The 18,690-nt window shown below is 68.2% G+C and carries 18 protein-coding genes; 14 read left to right on the top strand and 4 right to left on the bottom strand.

Annotation, left to right across the window (positions count from 1 at the left end; genetic code table 11):
• Positions 1-37 precede the first annotated feature (37 nt).
• From hisC to ACE3UA_RS05825, 3 genes are read left to right on the top strand one after another with little or no spacing between them, the layout of a single operon-like run.
• Positions 38-1,123 (top strand): histidinol-phosphate transaminase, encoded by a 1,086-nt coding sequence (gene hisC, locus ACE3UA_RS05835; protein WP_374643469.1) that lies wholly within the window; start codon positions 38-40, stop codon positions 1,121-1,123.
• Positions 1,120-2,040, top strand: a complete 921-nt coding sequence (locus tag ACE3UA_RS05830) for a prephenate/arogenate dehydrogenase family protein (RefSeq protein WP_374643467.1) — start codon at positions 1,120-1,122, stop codon at positions 2,038-2,040. The genes hisC and ACE3UA_RS05830 overlap by 4 nt, the downstream gene beginning before the upstream one ends.
• Positions 2,033-2,893 carry an extensin family protein gene (locus tag ACE3UA_RS05825; protein ID WP_374643465.1) on the top strand — a complete coding sequence of 287 codons (861 nt, stop codon included), beginning with the start codon at positions 2,033-2,035 and terminating at the stop codon, positions 2,891-2,893. Before ACE3UA_RS05830 ends, ACE3UA_RS05825 begins: the two co-directional genes overlap by 8 nt.
• On the opposite strand, the gene ACE3UA_RS05820 is transcribed toward ACE3UA_RS05825, so the two are convergent.
• Positions 2,890-3,912 carry a DUF2125 domain-containing protein gene (locus ACE3UA_RS05820; RefSeq protein ID WP_374643463.1) on the bottom strand — a complete coding sequence of 341 codons (1,023 nt, stop codon included), beginning with the start codon at positions 3,910-3,912 and terminating at the stop codon, positions 2,890-2,892. The two genes, ACE3UA_RS05825 and ACE3UA_RS05820, sit on opposite strands and share 4 nt — an antisense overlap.
• Positions 3,913-3,975: 63 nt before the next feature.
• Here ACE3UA_RS05820 and ACE3UA_RS05815 point away from each other — a divergent pair, with 63 nt between their 5' ends.
• From ACE3UA_RS05815 to ACE3UA_RS05800, 4 genes are all read left to right on the top strand, one after another.
• Positions 3,976-4,506 (top strand): gamma-glutamylcyclotransferase, encoded by a 531-nt coding sequence (locus tag ACE3UA_RS05815; protein ID WP_374643461.1) that lies wholly within the window; start codon positions 3,976-3,978, stop codon positions 4,504-4,506.
• A 64-nt stretch (positions 4,507-4,570) separates the two neighbouring features.
• Positions 4,571-5,731, top strand: coding sequence for a biopolymer transporter ExbB (locus tag ACE3UA_RS05810; protein ID WP_374643459.1), 1,161 nt, complete (start codon positions 4,571-4,573; stop codon positions 5,729-5,731).
• The gene (locus tag ACE3UA_RS05805; protein WP_374643457.1) at positions 5,731-7,290 is read left to right on the top strand and encodes a peptidoglycan -binding protein; all 1,560 of its coding nucleotides are present in this window, start codon (positions 5,731-5,733) and stop codon (positions 7,288-7,290) included. The genes ACE3UA_RS05810 and ACE3UA_RS05805 overlap by 1 nt, the downstream gene beginning before the upstream one ends.
• Positions 7,291-7,428: 138 nt before the next feature.
• A complete protein-coding gene (locus ACE3UA_RS05800) occupies positions 7,429-8,277 on the top strand; it encodes a DUF2189 domain-containing protein (RefSeq protein WP_374643455.1) in 849 nt (282 codons plus the stop codon).
• Between the two features lie 102 nt (positions 8,278-8,379).
• On the opposite strand, the gene clpA is transcribed toward ACE3UA_RS05800, so the two are convergent.
• Positions 8,380-10,698 (bottom strand): ATP-dependent Clp protease ATP-binding subunit ClpA, encoded by a 2,319-nt coding sequence (gene clpA, locus ACE3UA_RS05795; protein ID WP_374643453.1) that lies wholly within the window; start codon positions 10,696-10,698, stop codon positions 8,380-8,382.
• Positions 10,699-10,856: 158 nt separating this feature from the next.
• Positions 10,857-11,624, bottom strand: a complete 768-nt coding sequence (gene gloB, locus ACE3UA_RS05790; RefSeq protein WP_374643451.1) for a hydroxyacylglutathione hydrolase — start codon at positions 11,622-11,624, stop codon at positions 10,857-10,859.
• Positions 11,625-11,684: 60 nt separating this feature from the next.
• Here gloB and ACE3UA_RS05785 point away from each other — a divergent pair, with 60 nt between their 5' ends.
• Entirely contained in the window at positions 11,685-12,428 is a 744-nt protein-coding gene (locus ACE3UA_RS05785) for a class I SAM-dependent methyltransferase (protein ID WP_374643449.1), read from the top strand.
• Positions 12,429-12,540: 112 nt separating this feature from the next.
• Here the strand turns inward: ACE3UA_RS05785 and ACE3UA_RS05780 are convergent, their stop codons facing one another.
• Complete coding sequence (locus tag ACE3UA_RS05780) at positions 12,541-13,107, bottom strand: L,D-transpeptidase (protein WP_374643447.1); 567 nt, start codon at positions 13,105-13,107, stop codon at positions 12,541-12,543.
• A 336-nt stretch (positions 13,108-13,443) separates the two neighbouring features.
• Between ACE3UA_RS05780 and ACE3UA_RS05775 the strand changes: the two genes are divergently transcribed.
• Genes ACE3UA_RS05775 through ACE3UA_RS05750 form a run of 6 tightly spaced genes read left to right on the top strand, consistent with a single transcriptional unit; the run spans position 13,444 to position 18,669 of the window.
• Positions 13,444-14,004 (top strand): F0F1 ATP synthase subunit delta, encoded by a 561-nt coding sequence (locus ACE3UA_RS05775; protein ID WP_374643445.1) that lies wholly within the window; start codon positions 13,444-13,446, stop codon positions 14,002-14,004.
• Entirely contained in the window at positions 14,004-15,542 is a 1,539-nt protein-coding gene (atpA, locus tag ACE3UA_RS05770) for a F0F1 ATP synthase subunit alpha (protein ID WP_197646166.1), read from the top strand. Before ACE3UA_RS05775 ends, atpA begins: the two co-directional genes overlap by 1 nt.
• Positions 15,543-15,563: 21 nt before the next feature.
• Positions 15,564-16,430, top strand: coding sequence for a F0F1 ATP synthase subunit gamma (locus tag ACE3UA_RS05765; protein WP_374643443.1), 867 nt, complete (start codon positions 15,564-15,566; stop codon positions 16,428-16,430).
• On the top strand, positions 16,430-16,810 hold the full coding sequence (locus tag ACE3UA_RS05760; protein WP_374643441.1) for a hypothetical protein: 381 nt from the start codon (positions 16,430-16,432) through the stop codon (positions 16,808-16,810). The genes ACE3UA_RS05765 and ACE3UA_RS05760 overlap by 1 nt, the downstream gene beginning before the upstream one ends.
• A 14-nt stretch (positions 16,811-16,824) precedes the next feature.
• Complete coding sequence (gene atpD, locus ACE3UA_RS05755) at positions 16,825-18,267, top strand: F0F1 ATP synthase subunit beta (RefSeq protein ID WP_374643439.1); 1,443 nt, start codon at positions 16,825-16,827, stop codon at positions 18,265-18,267.
• A 9-nt stretch (positions 18,268-18,276) separates the two neighbouring features.
• Complete coding sequence (locus ACE3UA_RS05750; RefSeq protein WP_197646160.1) at positions 18,277-18,669, top strand: F0F1 ATP synthase subunit epsilon; 393 nt, start codon at positions 18,277-18,279, stop codon at positions 18,667-18,669.
• Positions 18,670-18,690: the final 21 nt, after the last annotated feature.

The raw sequence follows: 18,690 nt of genomic DNA, 5'->3' as shown, positions 1-18,690 counted from the left end.
GGGAAGCTAAACGAGGCGGGACTTCCCGGGGGCCATGATGAACGACCAGATCACGCCGCAGCCAGGCATCCTTGAGATCGCGCTTTACGAGGGCGGCAAGGCGCATGTGGCGGGCGTGGCCAATGTGGTGAAGCTGTCGTCGAACGAGAACCCGTTCGGTCCCTCGGACAAGGCGAAGGAGGCGTTCTCCCGCACCGTCCACGCGCTGCACCGCTATCCGGTCACCGACCATGCCGACCTGCGCCGCGCCATCGCCGAGGTGCATGGGCTGGACGCCCGGCGGATCATCTGCGGGGCGGGGTCGGACGAGATCATCACCTTCCTCTGCCAGGCCTATGCCGGCCCGCGCGACGAGGTGGTGTTCACCGAACACGGTTTCCTGATGTATCGCATCTCCAGCCTTGCGGTGGGGGCGACCCCGGTCGAAGTGGCCGAGCGCGAGCGGACGACGGATGTGGACGCGATCCTGGCCGCCTGCAACCGGCGCACGAAGCTGGTGTTCATCGCCAATCCGAACAACCCGACCGGCACGATGATCTCGGCCGCCGAGATCGCCCGGCTGGCCGAGAACCTGCCGCCGCAGGCGCTCCTGGTGCTGGACGGGGCCTATGCGGAATATGTCGAAGGCTATGACGGCGGCGCGGCGCTGGTCGATGCGCGCGAGAATGTGGTGATGACGCGGACCTTCTCCAAGGTCTATGGCCTGGGCGGATTGCGGATCGGCTGGGGCTATGGACCGCGCCACGTCATCGACGTGCTGAACCGGATCCGGGGGCCGTTCAACCTGTCCACCACCCAGCTGGACACCGCCGAGGCCGCCGTGCGCGACCAGGACTATGTCGCCAAGTGCCGGGCCGAGAACACGCGGATGCGCAGCTGGCTGGCCAATGCGCTGGCCGAGATCGGCGTGCCTTCGGACACCTCGATGGCGAATTTCATCCTGGCGCGCTTCCACAGCCAGGAAGAGGCCGAGGCCTGCGATGCCTTCCTGCAGAAGCAGGGGCTGATCGTGCGCCGGGTCGCGGGCTACAAGCTGCCGCATTGCCTGCGCATCACCATCGGGGACGAGGCCTCGTGCCGGCAGGTCGCCCATGCGGTGGCGCAGTTCAAGGGGGTCAAATGACCTATCCCCGCGTCGCCCTGATCGGATTGGGGCTGATCGCCTCGTCCATGGCGCATGCGATGCGGGCGGGCGGGCTGGCCGGGGAGATCGTGGGCTACGCCAAGTCGGCCGAGACGCGGGCGGTGGCGCGGGAGCTGTTCTGCGACCGGGTGACCGAAACGGCGGCCGAGGCGGTCGAGGGCGCGGACCTGGTGGTGCTGGCGGTGCCGGTGGGCGCGATGGGCGCGATCGCGGCCGAGATCGGGCCGCGGCTGAAGCCGGGGGCGACGGTGACCGATGTCGGCTCGGTCAAGCAGGCGGTGGTCGATGCCGTGGCGCCGCACCTGCCCGCGGGCGTGCATTTCATCCCCGGCCATCCGATGGCGGGGACGGAATATTCCGGGCCGCGTTCGGGCTTTGCGACGCTGTTCCAGAACCGCTGGTGGCTGCTGACCCCGCCCGAGGGCTGCGATGCCGAGGCCCTGGCCCGGCTGCGCGGGCTGATCGAGGCGATGGGGGCCAAGGTCGACACGATGGATGCGGGCCACCATGACCTTGTGGTCGCGGTGGTCAGCCATGTGCCGCATGCCATCGCCTATACGATGGTGGGGGTCGCCGACCACATGCGGCGCGTCTCGCAATCCGAGGTGATCAAGTATTCCGCCGCCGGTTTCCGCGACTTCACCCGGATCGCGGCCAGCGATCCGGTGATGTGGCGCGACGTGTTCCTGACCAACAAGGATGCGGTGCTCGACATTCTCGGTCGCTTCGCCGAAGAGCTGTTCGTGCTGCAACGCGCGATCCGCATGGGCGATGGCGAGCATCTGCACGCCTATTTCACCCGCACCCGCGCCATCCGCCGCGGGATCATCGAGGCCGGGCAGGATACCGCCGCGCCGGATTTCGGCCGCGCCGTCACTCCGGCGCAGGATGGCTGAAGGCGTGCGGCGGGCGCTGGCGATCCTGGCCCTGTGCCTTGCCGGTCCGGCCCTTGCCGAGGCCCCCGCCACCTCGTTGCGGCCGATGCCGAACCCCTTGGGCGGCGCCGTGGTGGCTGCCGCCGCGCCCGAGGCGCCGGCCGCAGCCGGAGCCGCGCCTGCCCTGGCCGCCTCCCTGCGCCCGCAGCCCCGGCCGGCGGATCTGGCGCGGCGCATCGCCGAGTTGCGGGTGGCGGCCGCGACCACCGGGCTTGACCTCGCCTCGGCCGCGAAACCCGAGCCGGACCTTGCCGCCGAGGAACCGCCCAGCCGCAAGGAACGGCGGAAGAAGAAACGCGAGATGGCCTCGATGGAGGGGTCGGTCTGCGGCGTCGCCGCGATCAAGGGCGAGCCGATCGCGCCGATCGGGTCCAAGGTGAAGGGCTGCGGCGTCGCGGATCCGGTCCGCGTGACCTCGGTCGCGGGGGTGCGGCTAAGCCAGGCGGTGACGGTCGATTGCTCGATCGCGAAAAGCCTGAACGCCTGGGTGGAGGAGGTCGCGCAGCCTTCCTTCGACGGCAAGCTCTCGGAATTGCGGATCGCGGCGCATTACATCTGCCGGGGCCGCAACAACGTGAAGGGCGCGAAGATCAGCGAGCATGGCAAGGGCCGGGCCGTGGACGTGGCGGCATTCGTGCTGACCAGCGGCAAGACGGTGACGGTCGCGGGCGATTACGGCCGCCTGCTGCGGCGGATCTACAAGGCGGCCTGCCCCTATTTCCGCACCACGCTCGGCCCCGGATCCGACGGCTATCACGAGGATCATTTCCACTTCGACACCTCGGCCCGCGATGGCGGGTCCTACTGCCGCTAGCCGGTCGGCCCCAGCATCCTTGGCGCCTCGCCCAGGGGCAGGAAGCCCAGCGAGACCCGGCCGTCGGCCAGGGTGAGCGGCAGGTTCAGCGCGTCGGGGTCGCCGGATTCCTGCGCCAGCGCGGCAAGAAGCCGGGTCAGCGTCTCCGCCTGTTCCGGCTTGATCGCCCCGGCGGCGACCAGCGCGGGGACCAGAGGTTGCCAGTTGGTCACCGCGATCTCGACCCGCCCGGCGGCAAAGCCCTGGTCGTCGGGCGCGATCCGGCCCTTGGCGCTGGCGGAAAGCTCGCCCCAGGCCAGCAGGCTGTCGGTCAGTTCCAGCGCGGCAAGGCGGGGATGCGTGTCGCCCGCGAAACGGTCGAGCGGCGCGGTGAGGCTGGCGGTCGCCACCAGGCGCAGGGTGGCGATGCGGAGGGGCAGGCCGGAGCCGTCCTTGATCCGCGCCATCACCTCGGGGTCGGGGGCGAGGTCCGAGGCGTTCAGCGCCAGGACATAGGCGTTCGGCGCGTCGCCCGCGCCCGGCACCTCCTCGTCCGCGCTGATCGAGGCGACCGCGCCCCCCGCCGCCGCCGTCCAGCCCGCGCTGGAACTGGCGGTGAAGGGCCCGCTTTCCACGATGACCGAGGCCAGCGGCAGATCGGTCGCGGGCCGGGCGCGGAAGCTGGCGCGCATCCCCTCGGCCGCCAGTTTCACCTCCTGGCCGGGCAGGGTGACGACCTGCTCGGGCGGCAGCGCGGCGATGATGTGCCAGGGCTTCCAGGTCATCGCGAAGACCTGGACGAAAGGGGCCTGCCAGCCGATGCCGCGGGCCGGCTCGCGCAGGGCCGGGTCGGTGACGGTCAGGTCGAAGCGGTTGGGAAAGCCCGCCAGCGAAAGATCGGACTTTTCGGCCAGGAGGCCTTGCGCGGCGGCGCCGGCGAACCAGTCCTCGGCCCCCTGGCGGATCGCGCTTGACCCGAGGAACCAGTAGCCGGACCAGAGCCCGGTCAGCACCAGCACGAGGACAAGCAGTTTGCGCATCCGGCAGCCCTTTTCTTCGCCCGCTTCCCCGTGTTTACAGGGGCGAAACGACAAGGGCCAGCCATGCACGCTCCACTCTGGGTCTTCGGCTATGGATCGCTGATCTGGAACCCCGGCTTTCCGGTGGCCGAACGGCGCATCGCCCGGATCTCGGGCTGGCATCGCAGCTTCTGCATGCGCTCGATCCACCATCGCGGCACGGTGGAGGAGCCGGGCCTGGTCCTTGCCCTGGACCGGGCCCGGGCCGCCAGTTGCACCGGCGTCGCCTTCCGCATCGCGCCGGGAGAGGAGGAGCCGACCCTTGCCAGCTTGCGCGAACGCGAGCTGGTCTCCTCGGCCTATCTGGAGCGTGTCCTTCCGGTCGCCACCGAAGACGGCGCGCTGCAGGCGCTGACCTATGTCATCGACCCGGACCACGACCAGTATTGCGGCGGGCTTCCGCTGGCCGAACAGGCCCGGATCATCGCCGGGGCCAGCGGCGGCCGTGGACCGAACCGCGAATACCTCTGGTCCACCGTGGCGCATCTTGCCGAACTGGGCATCGGCGACCCCGAACTGACCTGGCTGGCCGAGGAGGTCCGCCGGCTGGCCTGACCTTTTGCTTGGCAGACGCCGCTCACCTGTTACTCTGCCCGCAACATCGAACCAGAGGGCAGGCATGTCCCAGCCATATCCACAGGCCGCCGTCACCACGACCTTCAGCCAGCCGATCCGGGCCATCACCCAGATGCTCCTGGTCTGCCTGCTGGTGGGCGCGGGGGCCTGGGCGATCCACGGCCAGATCATCGACATCCTGCGCACCAACCCGCTGTTGAACGGGCTGATCGCCTTCGTCTTCGCGATCGGCGTGCTGACCTGCTTCTGGCAGGTCTGGATCCTGGCGCAATCGGTCTACTGGATCGAGAATTTCGTTCGCGCCACGCCAGGCAGCGCAAGCGACCGGCCGCCGCTGCTGCTGGCCCCCCTCGCCTCGCTGCTGCGCACCCGCACGGCGCGGATGTCGATCTCGGCGACCTCGTCGCGCTCGATCCAGGATTCGGTCGTCCAGCGCATCGACGAGGCGCGCGACATCACCCGCTACCTGATCAACCTCCTGGTCTTCCTCGGCCTTCTGGGCACCTTCTGGGGCCTTGCCACCACCGTTCCGGCCGTGGTCGAGACCATCCGCTCGCTTGCCCCGCGCGAGGGGGAATCCGGGCTGGACGTGTTCGCCAAGCTGATGGGCGGGCTGGAAAGCCAGCTGGGCGGGATGGGGACGGCGTTTTCCTCCTCGCTTCTCGGGCTGGCGGGGTCGCTGGTGCTGGGGCTGCTGGAACTGTTCGCCGGCCACGGCCAGAACCGTTTCACCCGCGAACTGGAGGAATGGCTGTCCTCGATCACCCGGATCGGCTTTGCGGGCGAGGGCGAGGGCGGCGACCAGTCGGCGGTGGCGGCGATGATCGACCACATGGCGCTGCAGGTCGAGCAGTTGCAGGCGATGCACGAACAGGCCGAGGCCGGCCGCGGCGCCTTCGAGGCAAGGATCGCCGAGCTGACCGCCAGCCTCACGCGGCTGGGCGCGCGGCCGGAAGGGCAGGGCGAGGCGCTCTTGCAGCGGATCGCCGATGGCCAGGACCGGCTGATCGCGACGCTGGCCGGCGAGGGACCGGGAAGCGGCGACGCCGAAAGCCGGATGCGCCTGCGTTCGATCGACGTGCAACTCCTGCGGATTCTCGAGGAAATGTCGGCCGGCCGGCAGGAAAGCATCGCCGACCTCAAGGCCGACCTGCTGGCGCTGACCAATGCCGTGCGCCAGCTTGGCCGGGGGGCGGGGCGCTGATGGCCAGCTCCCGCCGCCGCGATTCCTCGCTGATCTGGCCGGGCTTCGTCGATGCGGTGACGACGCTTCTGATGGTGCTGATGTTCGTGCTGACCATCTTCACCATGATGCAGGCGGTGCTGCGCGACCAGCTGACCACGCAGGGAACCGAGCTGGACGAGCTGACGGCGCAGGTCGCCGACCTGGCCGGGGCGCTGGGGCTGGAGCGGGCGCGGGCCTCGGGCCTCGAGACCGAGATCGCCACCCTGCGCGCCGGTCTGGCTGAGGCGCTGGCCGAGGGCGAGCGGCAGGCGGGGCTGGTGGCGGGCCTGACCGCCGATCTTGCGGCGCGCGAGGGCGAGCTGGCGACGGCAACCTCGCGGATCACCGAATTCGAGGCCCAGGTCGCCGCGCTGATCCTGGAGCGCGACAGCGCCCGGGGCGAGGTGACGGGCCTGAAGGCCGAACAGGCGCGGCTGGTGGACGAGGCCGAGGCGATGACGCTGGCGCTGGCCAAGGCCCGGCAGGAGGTGGACGCCGGCGCCGAGGCCGCCCGCCTTGCCGCCGCCCGCCGCGAGGCGCTGGAGGCGCTGGTCGCCGATCTGCGCGCCAAGGACGCCGCCAATACCGAAGCGGTGAGCGAGGCCGAGGCGGCGCGGCTGGCCGATGCGGCCGCGCTGCAGGCGCTGCGCGACCGGCTGGCCGATGCCGATACCGAACTGACCGCGATGACCCTTGCGCTCGAGGCCGAGCGGAAGCGGGCCGAGGAGACGCTGACCCTGCTTGCCGCGGCGCGGAAACTGGCCGACACGGCGGGCGCGAAGGATGCCGCGCTGGCGGCGGCCGAGACCGAGCTGCTGGCCGAACAGGAAAAGGCCCTTCAGGCGGCGCGGGAGGTGGAACTGCTGAACCAGCAGATCGCGGCGCTGCGCGGCCAGCTTGGCAGCCTGCAGGCGGTGCTGGACGCGGCGAAGGCAAAGGATGCGGCCGCGCAGGTGCAGCTGGAGAGCCTGGGGACCGAGCTGAACGCGGCGCTGGCCCAGGTCGCGGCCGAACAGCGCCGCCGCGCCGAGATGGAGGCGGCCGAGGCCGCGCGGCTGGCGGCCGAGAACCTGGACCTCGCCCGCTTCCGGTCGGAATTCTTCGGCCAGCTCTCGACCCTTCTGCAGGGGCAGGAAGGGGTTCGGGTGGTGGGCGACCGTTTCGTCTTCTCCTCGGAGGTGCTGTTCAACCCCGGCTCGGCCGATCTTGCGCCCGAGGGCCGCGCCCAGATCGCCGGGGTGGTGCGGACGCTGGACGGGATCCGCGACCGGATCCCGGCGGGGATCGACTGGATCATCCGGGTGGACGGCCATACCGACAACGTGCCGCTTTCGGGCAGCGGCGCCTTTGCCGACAACTGGGAACTCAGCCAGGCCCGGGCGCTTTCGGTGGTGCGCTTCATGCAGGACGAGTTGGGCTTCCCGCCCGACCGGCTGGCCGCGACCGGGTTCGGCGAGTATCGGCCCGTGGCCCAGGGGGACGACGAAGCCGCGCGCGCCCTGAACCGGCGGATCGAGCTGAAGCTGACCGAACGCTAGTCCCGCACCATTCCGTGACTGCGCCGCGGGGCGATCCGTGCTAGGCTGCGGCGACAGATCCGTTGCTTGCATGTCGATGCCATTGGGGCAGACCGGGGCAAGACCGGCCCCGGCGCCCCTGAAACGGGAGGAAAGCTGATGCCGAAGACGATCGGAAATCCCCTGTCCTGGACCATGGGCGCGCTGGGATCGGCCGCCGGATACGGCAGGGTGGTCGCCACCCCCGCCCGCGATGCGGCGCGGCCCGAGATCCGCAGGCTGGCCCTGCACGACCTGCGGCTGGTGCTGCGGCGCGGCTGGGACGACCTTGCGGCGATGCGGTCGGACGTGATGTTCGCCTGCCTGCTCTATCCGCTGATGGGGGCGGTGCTGGTCGGGATCGCCGCGCAGGGCAGCATGACCCATCTGGTGTTCCCGATCCTGTCGGGCTTCGCCCTGGTCGGCCCGGTGGCGGCGCTGGGGCTATATGAACTCAGCCGGAGGCGGGAGACCGGGGAGGAGGTCAGCTGGGCGGCGATGTTCGACGTGCTGCACTCGCCGCGCTTCCCCCGGATCGTGATGCTGAGTCTGTTCAACGGGGTGATCTTCATGGCCTGGCTTCTGCTGGCCGATGCGATCCATGCGGCCACCCTGGGGCCGGAGCGGCCGGCGAGCCTCGGGGCGCTGCTGACCCAGGCGGTCACCACGCCGGAGGGCTGGACGATGACGCTGGTCGGAGCCGGGGTCGGGTTCCTGCTGGCGCTGGCGGTGCTGGCGGTCTCGGTCATCTCGTTCCCGCTGCTGCTGGACCGGGACGTGAGCCTGCCGGTCGCGGTGGCGACCTCGGTCCGGGTGGCGGTGGAGAATCCGGTGGTGATCGGCGCCTGGGGGCTGATCGTGGCGGTCCTGCTGGCGGTGGGGATCCTGCCGGTCCTCCTGGGGCTGATCGTGATCCTGCCGCTCCTGGGACATGCGACCTGGCATCTCTACCGGGCTGCGGTGGTCTGAACCCGGAGGGCTGCTCCTCGTTCGACTTCGTCTCCTCGTCGCGGGGAGTGACGAGCGGCGGAAGGCAGAACCCCCGCCGGGCCAGGGCGGGGGTTCGGTTTCTTATTCCGCGGTCAGCAGCGGGGGCTTCTGGCCGGTGAGGCGCGGCTTCGGCGGATCGGCGACGTCGAGGACGATGCTATCGTCCTTGACCTCGACCCGCACCAGCCCGCCCTTGACCAGCTTGCCGAACAGCAGTTCCTCGGCCAGGGGCTTCTTGATGTATTCCTGGATCACCCGGGCCAGGGGCCGGGCGCCCATCTTGTCGTCATAGCCCTTATCGCCCAGCCAGGCGGCGGCTTCCGGCGAAAGCTCGATATGGACGCCGCGGTCCAGAAGCTGGGCTTCCAGTTGCAGCACGAACTTCTCGACCACCTGCAGGATCACCTCCTTGCCCAGCGGCGCGAAGTTGATCACCGCATCCAGCCGGTTGCGGAATTCCGGCGTGAAGGTCCGTTCGATCGCGGCGGTATCCTCGCCCGTGCGGCGGTCGCGGCCAAAGCCGATCGCGGCCTTGGCGATGTCCGAGGCCCCGGCGTTCGAGGTCATGATCAGGATCACGTTGCGGAAATCGACGGTCCGGCCGTTGTGGTCGGTAAGCTTGCCGTGGTCCATCACCTGCAACAGGATGTTGTAGACATCCGGATGCGCCTTCTCCATCTCGTCCATCAGGAGGACGCAATGCGGATGCTGGTCGATGGCATCGGTCAGCATCCCGCCCTGGTCGAAGCCGACATAGCCGGGCGGCGCGCCGATCAGGCGGGAGACCGCGTGTTTCTCCATGTATTCCGACATGTCGAAACGGATCAGCTCCACCCCCAGCGAGGAGGCGAGCTGCTTGGCCACCTCGGTCTTGCCGACGCCGGTGGGACCGGCGAAGAGGTAGTTGCCGATGGGCTTTTCCGGCTCGCGCAGGCCGGCGCGGGCCAGCTTGATCGCCGAGCAGAGCGCGACCACCGCCTTGTCCTGGCCGAAGACCACGCGCTTGAGGGTCTTTTCCAGGTCGCGCAGCGTTTCGGCATCGTCCTTCGACACGGATTTCGGCGGGATGCGGGCGATCTTGGCGACGACGGCCTCGATCTCCTTGATGCCCAGCGTCTTGCGGCGCTTCGACTCGGCCACCAGATGCTGCGCCGCCCCGGCCTCGTCGATCACGTCGATGGCCGAATCCGGCAGTTTCCGGTCGTGGATGTAGCGCGCCGCCAGTTCCACCGCCGACTTGATCGCGTCGTTGGTGTAGCGCAGGTCGTGGTGTTCCTCGAAATGCGGCTTCAGGCCCATCAGGATCTTGATCGCGTCAGGCACCGAAGGCTCGTTCACGTCGATCTTCTGGAACCGGCGGGAGAGCGCCCGGTCCTTCTCGAAATGCTGGCGGAACTCCTTGTAGGTGGTCGAGCCCATGCAGCGCAGCTTGCCGCCCTGCAGCGCGGGCTTCAGGAGGTTCGAGGCATCCATCGCCCCACCCGAGGTGGCCCCCGCGCCGATCACGGTATGGATCTCGTCGATGAAGAGGATCGCGTCGGGATGGTCCTCAAGCTCTTTCATCACCTGCTTCAGCCGTTCCTCGAAGTCGCCGCGATAGCGGGTGCCGGCGAGAAGCGCGCCCATGTCCAGGCTGAAGATCGTGGCGCGCGACAGGACCTCGGGCGTCTCGCCCAGCACGATCTTGCGGGCAAGGCCCTCGGCGATGGCGGTCTTGCCCACGCCGGGGTCGCCCACCAAGAGCGGGTTGTTCTTGCGGCGGCGGCAGAGGACCTGGATCGCACGCTCCACTTCGGCCTCGCGGCCGATGAGCGGGTCGACGTCGCCCTTGCGGGCCTTCACGTTCAGGTCGACGCAATACTTCGACAGCGCGGATTCCTTGGCCTCGCCAGCCTCGGCCTTGGGGGTCTCATGCTGGTCCTCGGCCCCCTGGACGGGGCGCGCCTCGCCATAGGACGGGTCCTTGGCCACGCCATGCGCGATGAAGTTGACCGCGTCGTAGCGGGTCATGTCCTGTTCCTGCAGGAAATAGGCGGCGTTCGATTCCCGTTCGGCGAAGATCGCGACCAGGACATTCGCGCCGGTCACTTCGGTGCGGCCCGAGGATTGCACATGGATCGCCGCGCGCTGGATGACGCGCTGGAAGGCGGCGGTGGGCACCGCTTCGCTGCCTTCGACATCGGTGACGAGGGTGGAGAGGTCGTCGTCGATGAAGTCGCTCAGGGTCTTCCGCAGCTCGTCAAGGTCGACGGCGCAGGCCTTCATCACGCGGGCCGCGTCGGGTTCGTCGATCAGGGCGAGCAGCAGATGTTCAAGGGTTGCGAGTTCGTGGCGGCGCGAGTTGGCCAGGGCCAGGGCGCTGTGGATTGCCTGCTCAAGCGTGGTCGAAAACGATGGCACTTCAGTGCTCCTGTCCTGCGGGCCGGAAGGGGTGGGGGCCCGATACCGACCGTGGCCTCATAAGCTTAAAGTTCGGTTTTCTTCACCGCACTTCAAGCGCAATCTTCCAGATTTTGGGGTTTCCCCCGGTCTCTCACGCCAATTGTGATATCAGGCGCCTAGAACTTGTCTTTTCTGGCCCGGATTTCGGCGAAAACCGTGACATCGTCGGCATCTGGGAGGCCAACCGCTGTCTTGAGCGCGGGCAGGTGGACCCGCAGGTAGGGGTTCGTCGCCAGTTCCGTCGCAAGCGGGACGGGAACCGTGGGACGGCCTTGGGAACGCAGGGATGCGACCTCGGCAGCGCGAGAGATAAGCTGCGGATTGTCGGGTTCAAGGGTCAGGGCGAAACGCAGGTTCGAGGCGGTGTATTCATGGCCCGAGCAGACCAGCGTCTCGGGCGGAAGCGCGGCCAGTTTCTGCAGACTGGCGTGCATCTGGGCGGCGGTGCCCTCGAAAAGCCGGCCGCAGCCCCCGGCCATCAGGCTGTCGGCGGTGAAGAGAAGGCGGCTTTCCGGGAAATGAAAGGCGATATGGCCGATGGTATGGCCCGGAACCTCGATCACGCGGGCGAACTCGCTGCCGACAGAAAAGGAGGAATGGGCGTCGAGCGCCAGGTCGAGGCGCGGCAGGCGGTGCGCATCGGCCGAGGCGCCGAGAACCATGGCCCCGGTCCGGGCGCGCAGGGTGTCGACGCCCTGGATGTGGTCGTCGTGGTGGTGGGTGAGCAGGATGTCGGTCAGCCGCCACTGCTGGGCCGACAGCGCGGCAAGGACGGGGCCGGCCTCGGGCACGTCGATCACGGCGGTCTGGCCGGACTCGGGGTCGTGGACCAGATATGCATAGTTGTCGGCCAGGCAGGGGATGGTGACAAGCATGAGCGGCATGGTCTTTGACCTTCCTGCGGGTATGATGCGCAAGGATTGACCCAAAGGGCGGCGACCGCAATGCACCTTGATGTGCTGGACCTGAGGAACTTCTACTACCGCACGCGGTTGGGCCGGGTGGCGCAGCGGGCGATCCGCAACCAGGTGGTGAAGCACTGGCCGCCGGCCTCGGGGCAGACGGTGGCGGGCTTCGGCTTCGCGGTGCCGCTCCTGCGCCCCTATCTGCCCGAGGCGCGGCGGGTGATCGGGCTGATGCCGGGGCCGCAGGGGGTGATGCCCTGGCCGGCGGGGATGGAGAACGTCAGCGTCCTTTGCGAGGAGACCGCCTGGCCCCTGCCGACGGGTTTCGTCGACCGGCTGGTGCTGATGCACGGGCTGGAGACCTCGGAGCAGCCCTCGGCCGTGCTGGACGAGGCGCACCGGGTGCTGGCGCCGGGGGGAAGGGCGCTCTTCGTGGTGCCGAACCGGATCGGGCTGTGGTCGCGGCGGGATGTGACGCCCTTCGGCTTTGGCCGGCCCTATACGGTGGCGCAGCTGGAGGCGCAGCTGAAGCGGCATGGTTTCACCCCGGAGCGCAGCCAGTCCGTCCTGTTCGCGCCGCCCTCGCCGGCGCGGTTCTGGCTGCGGACCGCGGATTTCTGGGAGGGGTTCGGGCGGCGGATGCCCTGGCTGGCCGGCGGGGTGCTGATGGTCGAGGCTTCGAAGCAGCTTTACGCGCCGACGCGCGGCGGGCTGAAGGCGGCGGTGAAGAAGCCGCTCAGGGTGCTGGAGGGCGTGGGCAAGCCCGCTCTGAACCGCGAGTAGGCGCGCTCTGCCCGCCGCCAGGCGGGGCGACGGCATCCGGGGCGGGATGCGGCGGGAGTGTTTCGGGCAAGGGGAAGGCGCGGGCGCAAGGGGGCGATGCGCCCGCCCCTTGTCAGATGATGCGGACCTGGGTGCCGACGGGGCAAAGCGCGAACAGCTCGGCGATGTTCTCGTTGAACAGGCCGATGCAGCCGTCCGAGGACTTCCGGCCGATCTTCCGCGTGTCATGGGTGCCGTGGATGATGTAGGCGGGCCAGGACAGATACATCGCATGGGTGCCGAGCGGGTTCTCGGGGCCGGGGGGCACCGGCTTCCAGTCGGGGTAACGCTGCATCTGCGAGGCGGTGGGGGTCCAGCTGGGGCCGACCTTCTTGCGCACGATCGAGGTGTAGCCGCGCTTGGTCAGTTCGTCGGTCAGAGGGACCGAGGTCGGGTAGATCCGGTAGTCGGACCCGTCGCCGCTCCAGAAATGCAGCGCGCGCGAGGCGGTGTCGGCGACGATGGTCGCGGGGCCGAGGCTGTCGAAATGGTCGCGCCAGTCCTGCATGACGAAGCCCGAGACGTTGTTGCGCACCGTCGCGGCCTCGCCGGCCCGCGCGGCCGTGCCGAGAAGGGTCATTCCGCCGGCCATGCCGGCCGCCATGCCGAAGATCCTGCGCCGCGTGTAGACGGGGTCCATTCGACCTCTCCTTGTCCTGCTTCCGATGGCCGGGAAGGTTCCCCGCCCGGCCGGAAAGGTCAACCGCCGGCGGCCGCGCCTGACGCCGTTGTGAGCGGCGCGTGAGCCCGGCGGCGGCCCCGCCCGCGCGGCCGCTCCGTGGTGTTTGCGCAACCGGGGCCCCGCCACCGCGAGAGAGGCCCGAGAATCGCTGTTCAACCCGGTTGCGGGGTGGGAAAGCCTCTGCTAAGGACGCCCGCGACGGATGGTGCGCGCCCCAGACGACTGTTGAAGTGTGCGCCAAAGGACCGCCCGGTTCGCATGAGCCCAGGGCATCAAAAAAGCGGAAGGGTTGACGTGTCAGAACCGGCTTCGATCTCTCTGGGCATTGCCTCGCGCTACGCTTCGGCCTTGTTCGACCTGGCGAAGGACGACAAGGCGCTGAAGGCGCTGGAAACCGACACCGCCGCCTTGTCCGAGACGCTGGCCGCCAGCGCCGAACTGCGCGACGTGATCGCCTCTCCGGTCATCAGCCGCGAGGACCAGGGCCGCGCGATCGCCGCCATCGGCGCGAAGCTGGGGCTGAACCCGCTGACCGCCAACACGCTGGCCCTGATGGCCGACAAGCGCCGCCTCTTCGTGCTGCCGCAGTTCCTGACCGCGCTGGGCGACCTGATCGCCACCGAAAAGGGCGAAGTGACCGCCGAGGTCACCGCCGCCCGCGCCCTGTCGGCCGCGCAATCGAAACAGCTTGCCGAGACGCTGAAGGCCCGCGTCGGCAAGACCGTGAAACTGAAAACGACCGTCGATGAATCCCTCATCGGCGGTCTCGTCGTCAAGCTGGGCTCGACCATGATCGACACTTCGGTCAAGGCAAAGCTCGCGGCCCTGCAAAATGCAATGAAAGAGGTTGGGTGATGGGAATCCAGGCTGCTGAGATCTCTGCGATCCTGAAGGAGCAGATCAAGAACTTCGGCAAGGACGCGGAAGTGGCCGAAGTCGGTCGCGTGCTGTCGGTCGGCGACGGGATTGCCCGCGTCCACGGCCTCGACAACGTGCAGGCCGGCGAGATGGTCGAATTCCCCGGCGGCATCCGCGGGATGGCGCTGAACCTGGAAGTCGACAACGTCGGTATCGTTATCTTCGGCTCCGACCAGGACATCAAGGAAGGCGACACCGTCAAGCGCACCAAGTCCATCGTGGACGTGCCCGCGGGCAACGAGCTGCTGGGCCGGGTCGTGGACGGCCTTGGCAACCCGATCGACGGCAAGGGCCCGATCAACGCCTCCGAGCGTCGCATCGCCGACGTGAAGGCCCCCGGCATCATTCCCCGCAAGTCCGTGCATGAACCCATGGCGACCGGCCTGAAGGCCGTCGACGCGATGATCCCGGTTGGCCGCGGCCAGCGCGAGCTGATCATCGGCGACCGCCAGACCGGCAAGACCGCCGTGGCGCTGGACACGATCCTGAACCAGAAGTCCTACAACGAGGCGGCTGGCGACGACGAATCGAAGAAGCTGTACTGCATCTATGTCGCCATCGGGCAGAAACGCTCGACCGTGGCGCAGCTGGTGAAGAAGCTGGAAGAGACCGGCGCGATCGCCTATACCATCGTCGTGGCCGCGACCGCCTCGGATCCGGCGCCGATGCAGTTCCTGGCGCCCTATGCCGCGACCGCGATGGCGGAATTCTTCCGCGACAACGGCCGCCATGCCCTGATCATCTATGATGACCTCTCGAAGCAGGCCGTCGCCTACCGCCAGATGTCGCTGCTGCTGCGCCGTCCGCCGGGGCGCGAAGCCTATCCGGGCGACGTGTTCTACCTGCACTCGCGCCTGCTGGAGCGGTCCTCGAAGCTGAACGAGGATTTCGGCGCCGGCTCGCTGACCGCGCTGCCGATCATCGAGACCCAGGGCGGCGACGTGTCGGCCTTCATCCCGACCAACGTGATCTCGATCACCGACGGCCAGATCTTCCTGGAAACCGAACTGTTCTACCAGGGCATCCGCCCGGCGGTGAACACCGGCCTGTCGGTCAGCCGCGTGGGCTCCTCGGCCCAGACCAACGCGATGAAGTCGGTCGCGGGCAAGGTGAAGCTGGAACTGGCGCAATACCGCGAGATGGCGGCCTTCGCGCAGTTCGGCTCGGACCTCGACGCCTCGACCCAGCAGCTGCTGAACCGCGGCGCGCGTCTGACCGAGCTGATGAAGCAGCCGCAGTATTCGCCGCTGACCAACGCGGAAATCGTCTGCGTGATCTTCGCGGGCACCGCCGGTTACCTCGACAAGATCGCGGTCAAGGACGTGGGCCGGTTCGAGGCGGGCCTGCTGAAGCACCTGCGCACCAACGGCAAGGCTCTCCTGGAAGACATCACCAGGAACGACCGCAAGGTGGCGGGCGATCTGGAAAAAGCGATCCGTGCGGAACTTGACGCCTTCGCCAAAGACTTCGCCTGAACGCCCTGAAGGAGTAGGCAGATGCCCAGCCTAAAGGACCTGAAAAACCGGATCGGAAGCGTCAAGAACACGCGGAAGATCACCAAGGCGATGCAGATGGTCGCCGCGGCCAAGCTGCGCCGCGCGCAGGAGGCCGCCGAGGCCGCCCGGCCCTTCGCCGAGCGGATGACGGCGGTGATGTCGGCCCTCGCGGCCGGCGTCGGCACCGGCGAGGGTGCGCCGAAGCTTCTGGCCGGGAACGGCCGGGACCAGGTGCATCTTCTGGTCGTGATGACGTCCGAGCGCGGGCTTTGCGGCGGCTTCAACTCGTCGATCGTCAAGCTGGCCCGTGCGCGGGCCAACGAGCTGGCGGCGGCGGGCAAGACGGTGAAGATCCTCACCGTCGGCAAGAAGGGCCGCGAGCAGCTGAAGCGCGACTGGGGCCATGCCTTCACCGGCCATGTCGACCTGGGCGAGGTGAAGCGCGTCGGTTACGCCAACGCGCAGTCGATCGCGCGCGAGGTCATGGCGGCCTTCGAGGCCGGTGAGGCCGATGTCGTCACGATCTTCTACAACCGCTTCCAGTCGGTGATCAGCCAGATCCCGACCGAGCAGCAGGTGATCCCGGCCAAGTTCGAAGACAACGGCGCCACGGCGCTTTACGACTACGAACCCTCGGAAGAGGCGATCCTGGCCGACCTTCTGCCGCGCGGTGTCGCGACGCAGATCTTCACCGCCCTCCTGGAAAACGGCGCCAGCGAGCAGGGCGCGCGGATGTCCGCGATGGACAACGCGACCCGCAACGCCGGTGACATGATCAACCGCCTGACGATCCAGTACAACCGGAGCCGCCAGGCCGCGATCACCAAGGAACTCATCGAAATCATTTCGGGGGCAGAAGCACTTTGATGGTCTGGGCTGGCATATTTGCTATTGCCCTTTTCTTCATCGCTGCCCTCGCAATGCCAACCAAACGAGCCAAGGAGATAGAGTCAGCAAAAGGAGCGCTGCCCAGAGGGGTTACAAATCGCGACATGGCCTATGTGGTCCAGTTGGCGAAACTCTTTGGAAAGCGAGAATTTTCTCTCCGTTCTATCGAAGGGAAACATATCTCGCGTCAGATCATGGACCGATTCGACGTGAAGTCGGGTAGGTTGGATGATCGGACAGTGCTTGGAGTGCGGCTTCCAGAAATGGGCTTACTAAGTATCGTTAAACCGGGTCGTTACCGCTTAACCCAAGCAGCGATTGACCTAACAGAAGAGACGCAAGGCGAGAGCCTTAACTGAATCGGAGAGACACCATGGCAAAAGCCCCGAAAGCATCCGCTGGCGCCGGCAAGGTGACGCAGGTCATCGGCGCCGTCGTCGACGTCCAGTTCGATGGCGCGCTGCCCGCCATCCTGAACGCGCTGGAGACCACCAACAACGGCAAGCGGCTGGTTCTGGAAGTGGCGCAGCACCTGGGCGAGAACACGGTGCGCACCATCGCCATGGACGCGACCGAAGGCCTGGTGCGCGGGACCTCCGTGACCGACCTCGGCGCGCCGATCTCGGTTCCGGTGGGCGACGCGACGCTGGGCCGCATCCTGAACGTCATCGGCGAGCCGGTGGACGAAAAGGGCCCGGTCGTGGCCAAGGAAACCCGCGCCATCCACCAGCCCGCCCCCGCCTTCAGCGAGCAGGCGACGGAAAGCCAGGTTCTGGTGACCGGCATCAAGGTCATCGACCTGCTGGCCCCCTATGCCAAGGGCGGCAAGATCGGCCTCTTCGGCGGCGCCGGCGTGGGCAAGACGGTTCTGATCATGGAACTGATCAACAACATCGCCAAGGTGCACTCGGGCTATTCCGTGTTCGCCGGCGTGGGCGAGCGGACCCGTGAAGGCAACGACCTCTACCACGAGATGATCGAATCGGGCGTCATCAAGATCGACGACCTGACCGCCTCGAAAGTGGCGCTGGTCTATGGCCAGATGAACGAGCCTCCGGGGGCGCGCGCCCGCGTGGCGCTGACCGGCCTGACCCTGGCCGAGCAGTTCCGCGACCAGTCCGGGACCGATGTTCTGTTCTTCGTCGACAACATCTTCCGCTTCACCCAGGCCGGTTCGGAAGTGTCCGCACTCCTCGGCCGTATCCCTTCGGCCGTGGGCTACCAGCCGACGCTGGCCACCGACATGGGTGCCTTGCAGGAACGCATCACCTCGACCAAGGCGGGCTCGATCACCTCGGTGCAGGCGATCTACGTTCCGGCTGACGACCTGACCGACCCCGCGCCGGCCACCTCGTTTGCCCACCTCGACGCGACCACCGTTCTGTCGCGTGCGATCTCGGAACTGGGGATCTACCCGGCGGTGGACCCGCTCGACTCGACCTCGCGCCTCCTCGACCCGGCGGTCATCGGCGACGAGCACTACCAGGTCGCGCGTTCGGTGCAGGGGATCCTCCAGCGCTACAAGTCGCTGCAGGACATCATCGCCATCCTCGGCATGGACGAACTGAGCGAGGAGGACAAGCTGACCGTGGCCCGCGCCCGGAAGATCCAGCGTTTCCTCTCGCAGCCCTTCGACGTGGCGAAGGTCTTCACCGGCTCGGACGGCGTGCAGGTGCCGCTGGACAAGACCATCGCGTCCTTCAAGGCGGTGGTGAACGGCGAATACGACCACCTGCCGGAAGCCGCCTTCTACATGGTCGGCGACATCGAGGAAGTGAAAGCCAAGGCCGCCAAGCTCGCTGCGGCAGCGGCGTAAGGGGGCGAGATGGCCAGCACGGTGCAATTCGACCTGGTCAGTCCGGAGCGGCGCCTCGCGTCCTATCCGGCGACCGAGGTCCAGATCCCGGGCGCCATGGGCGACCTGACGGCGATGGAGGGGCACGCCCCCACCATCACCTCGCTGCGGCCGGGCCTGCTGAAGGTGGTCTCCTCCGAAGGGACGAAGGCCTATGTCGTGACCGGCGGCTTCGCCGAGATCAGCGCGACCGGCGTCTCGGTCCTGGCCGAGCAGGCGGTGGCGCTGGACGAGATGACCCCGGCGCAACTGGACGCCCTGGTGGCCGATGCCTGCGAGGCGGCGGCGGTCAACACCGACAAGGACGCGGCCGACAAGGCGGTGGCCGACCTCTACGCGATGCGGGCCCAGGCCGGGATCTGAGGCCAGGCGACGGACTTTGTT

Source organism: Tabrizicola sp., assembly GCF_041919135.1.
Lineage (GTDB): Bacteria > Pseudomonadota > Alphaproteobacteria > Rhodobacterales > Rhodobacteraceae > Tabrizicola.
The sequence above is the reverse complement of the archived record's forward strand: the minus strand, read 5'-3'. Positions and strand labels throughout refer to the sequence as shown.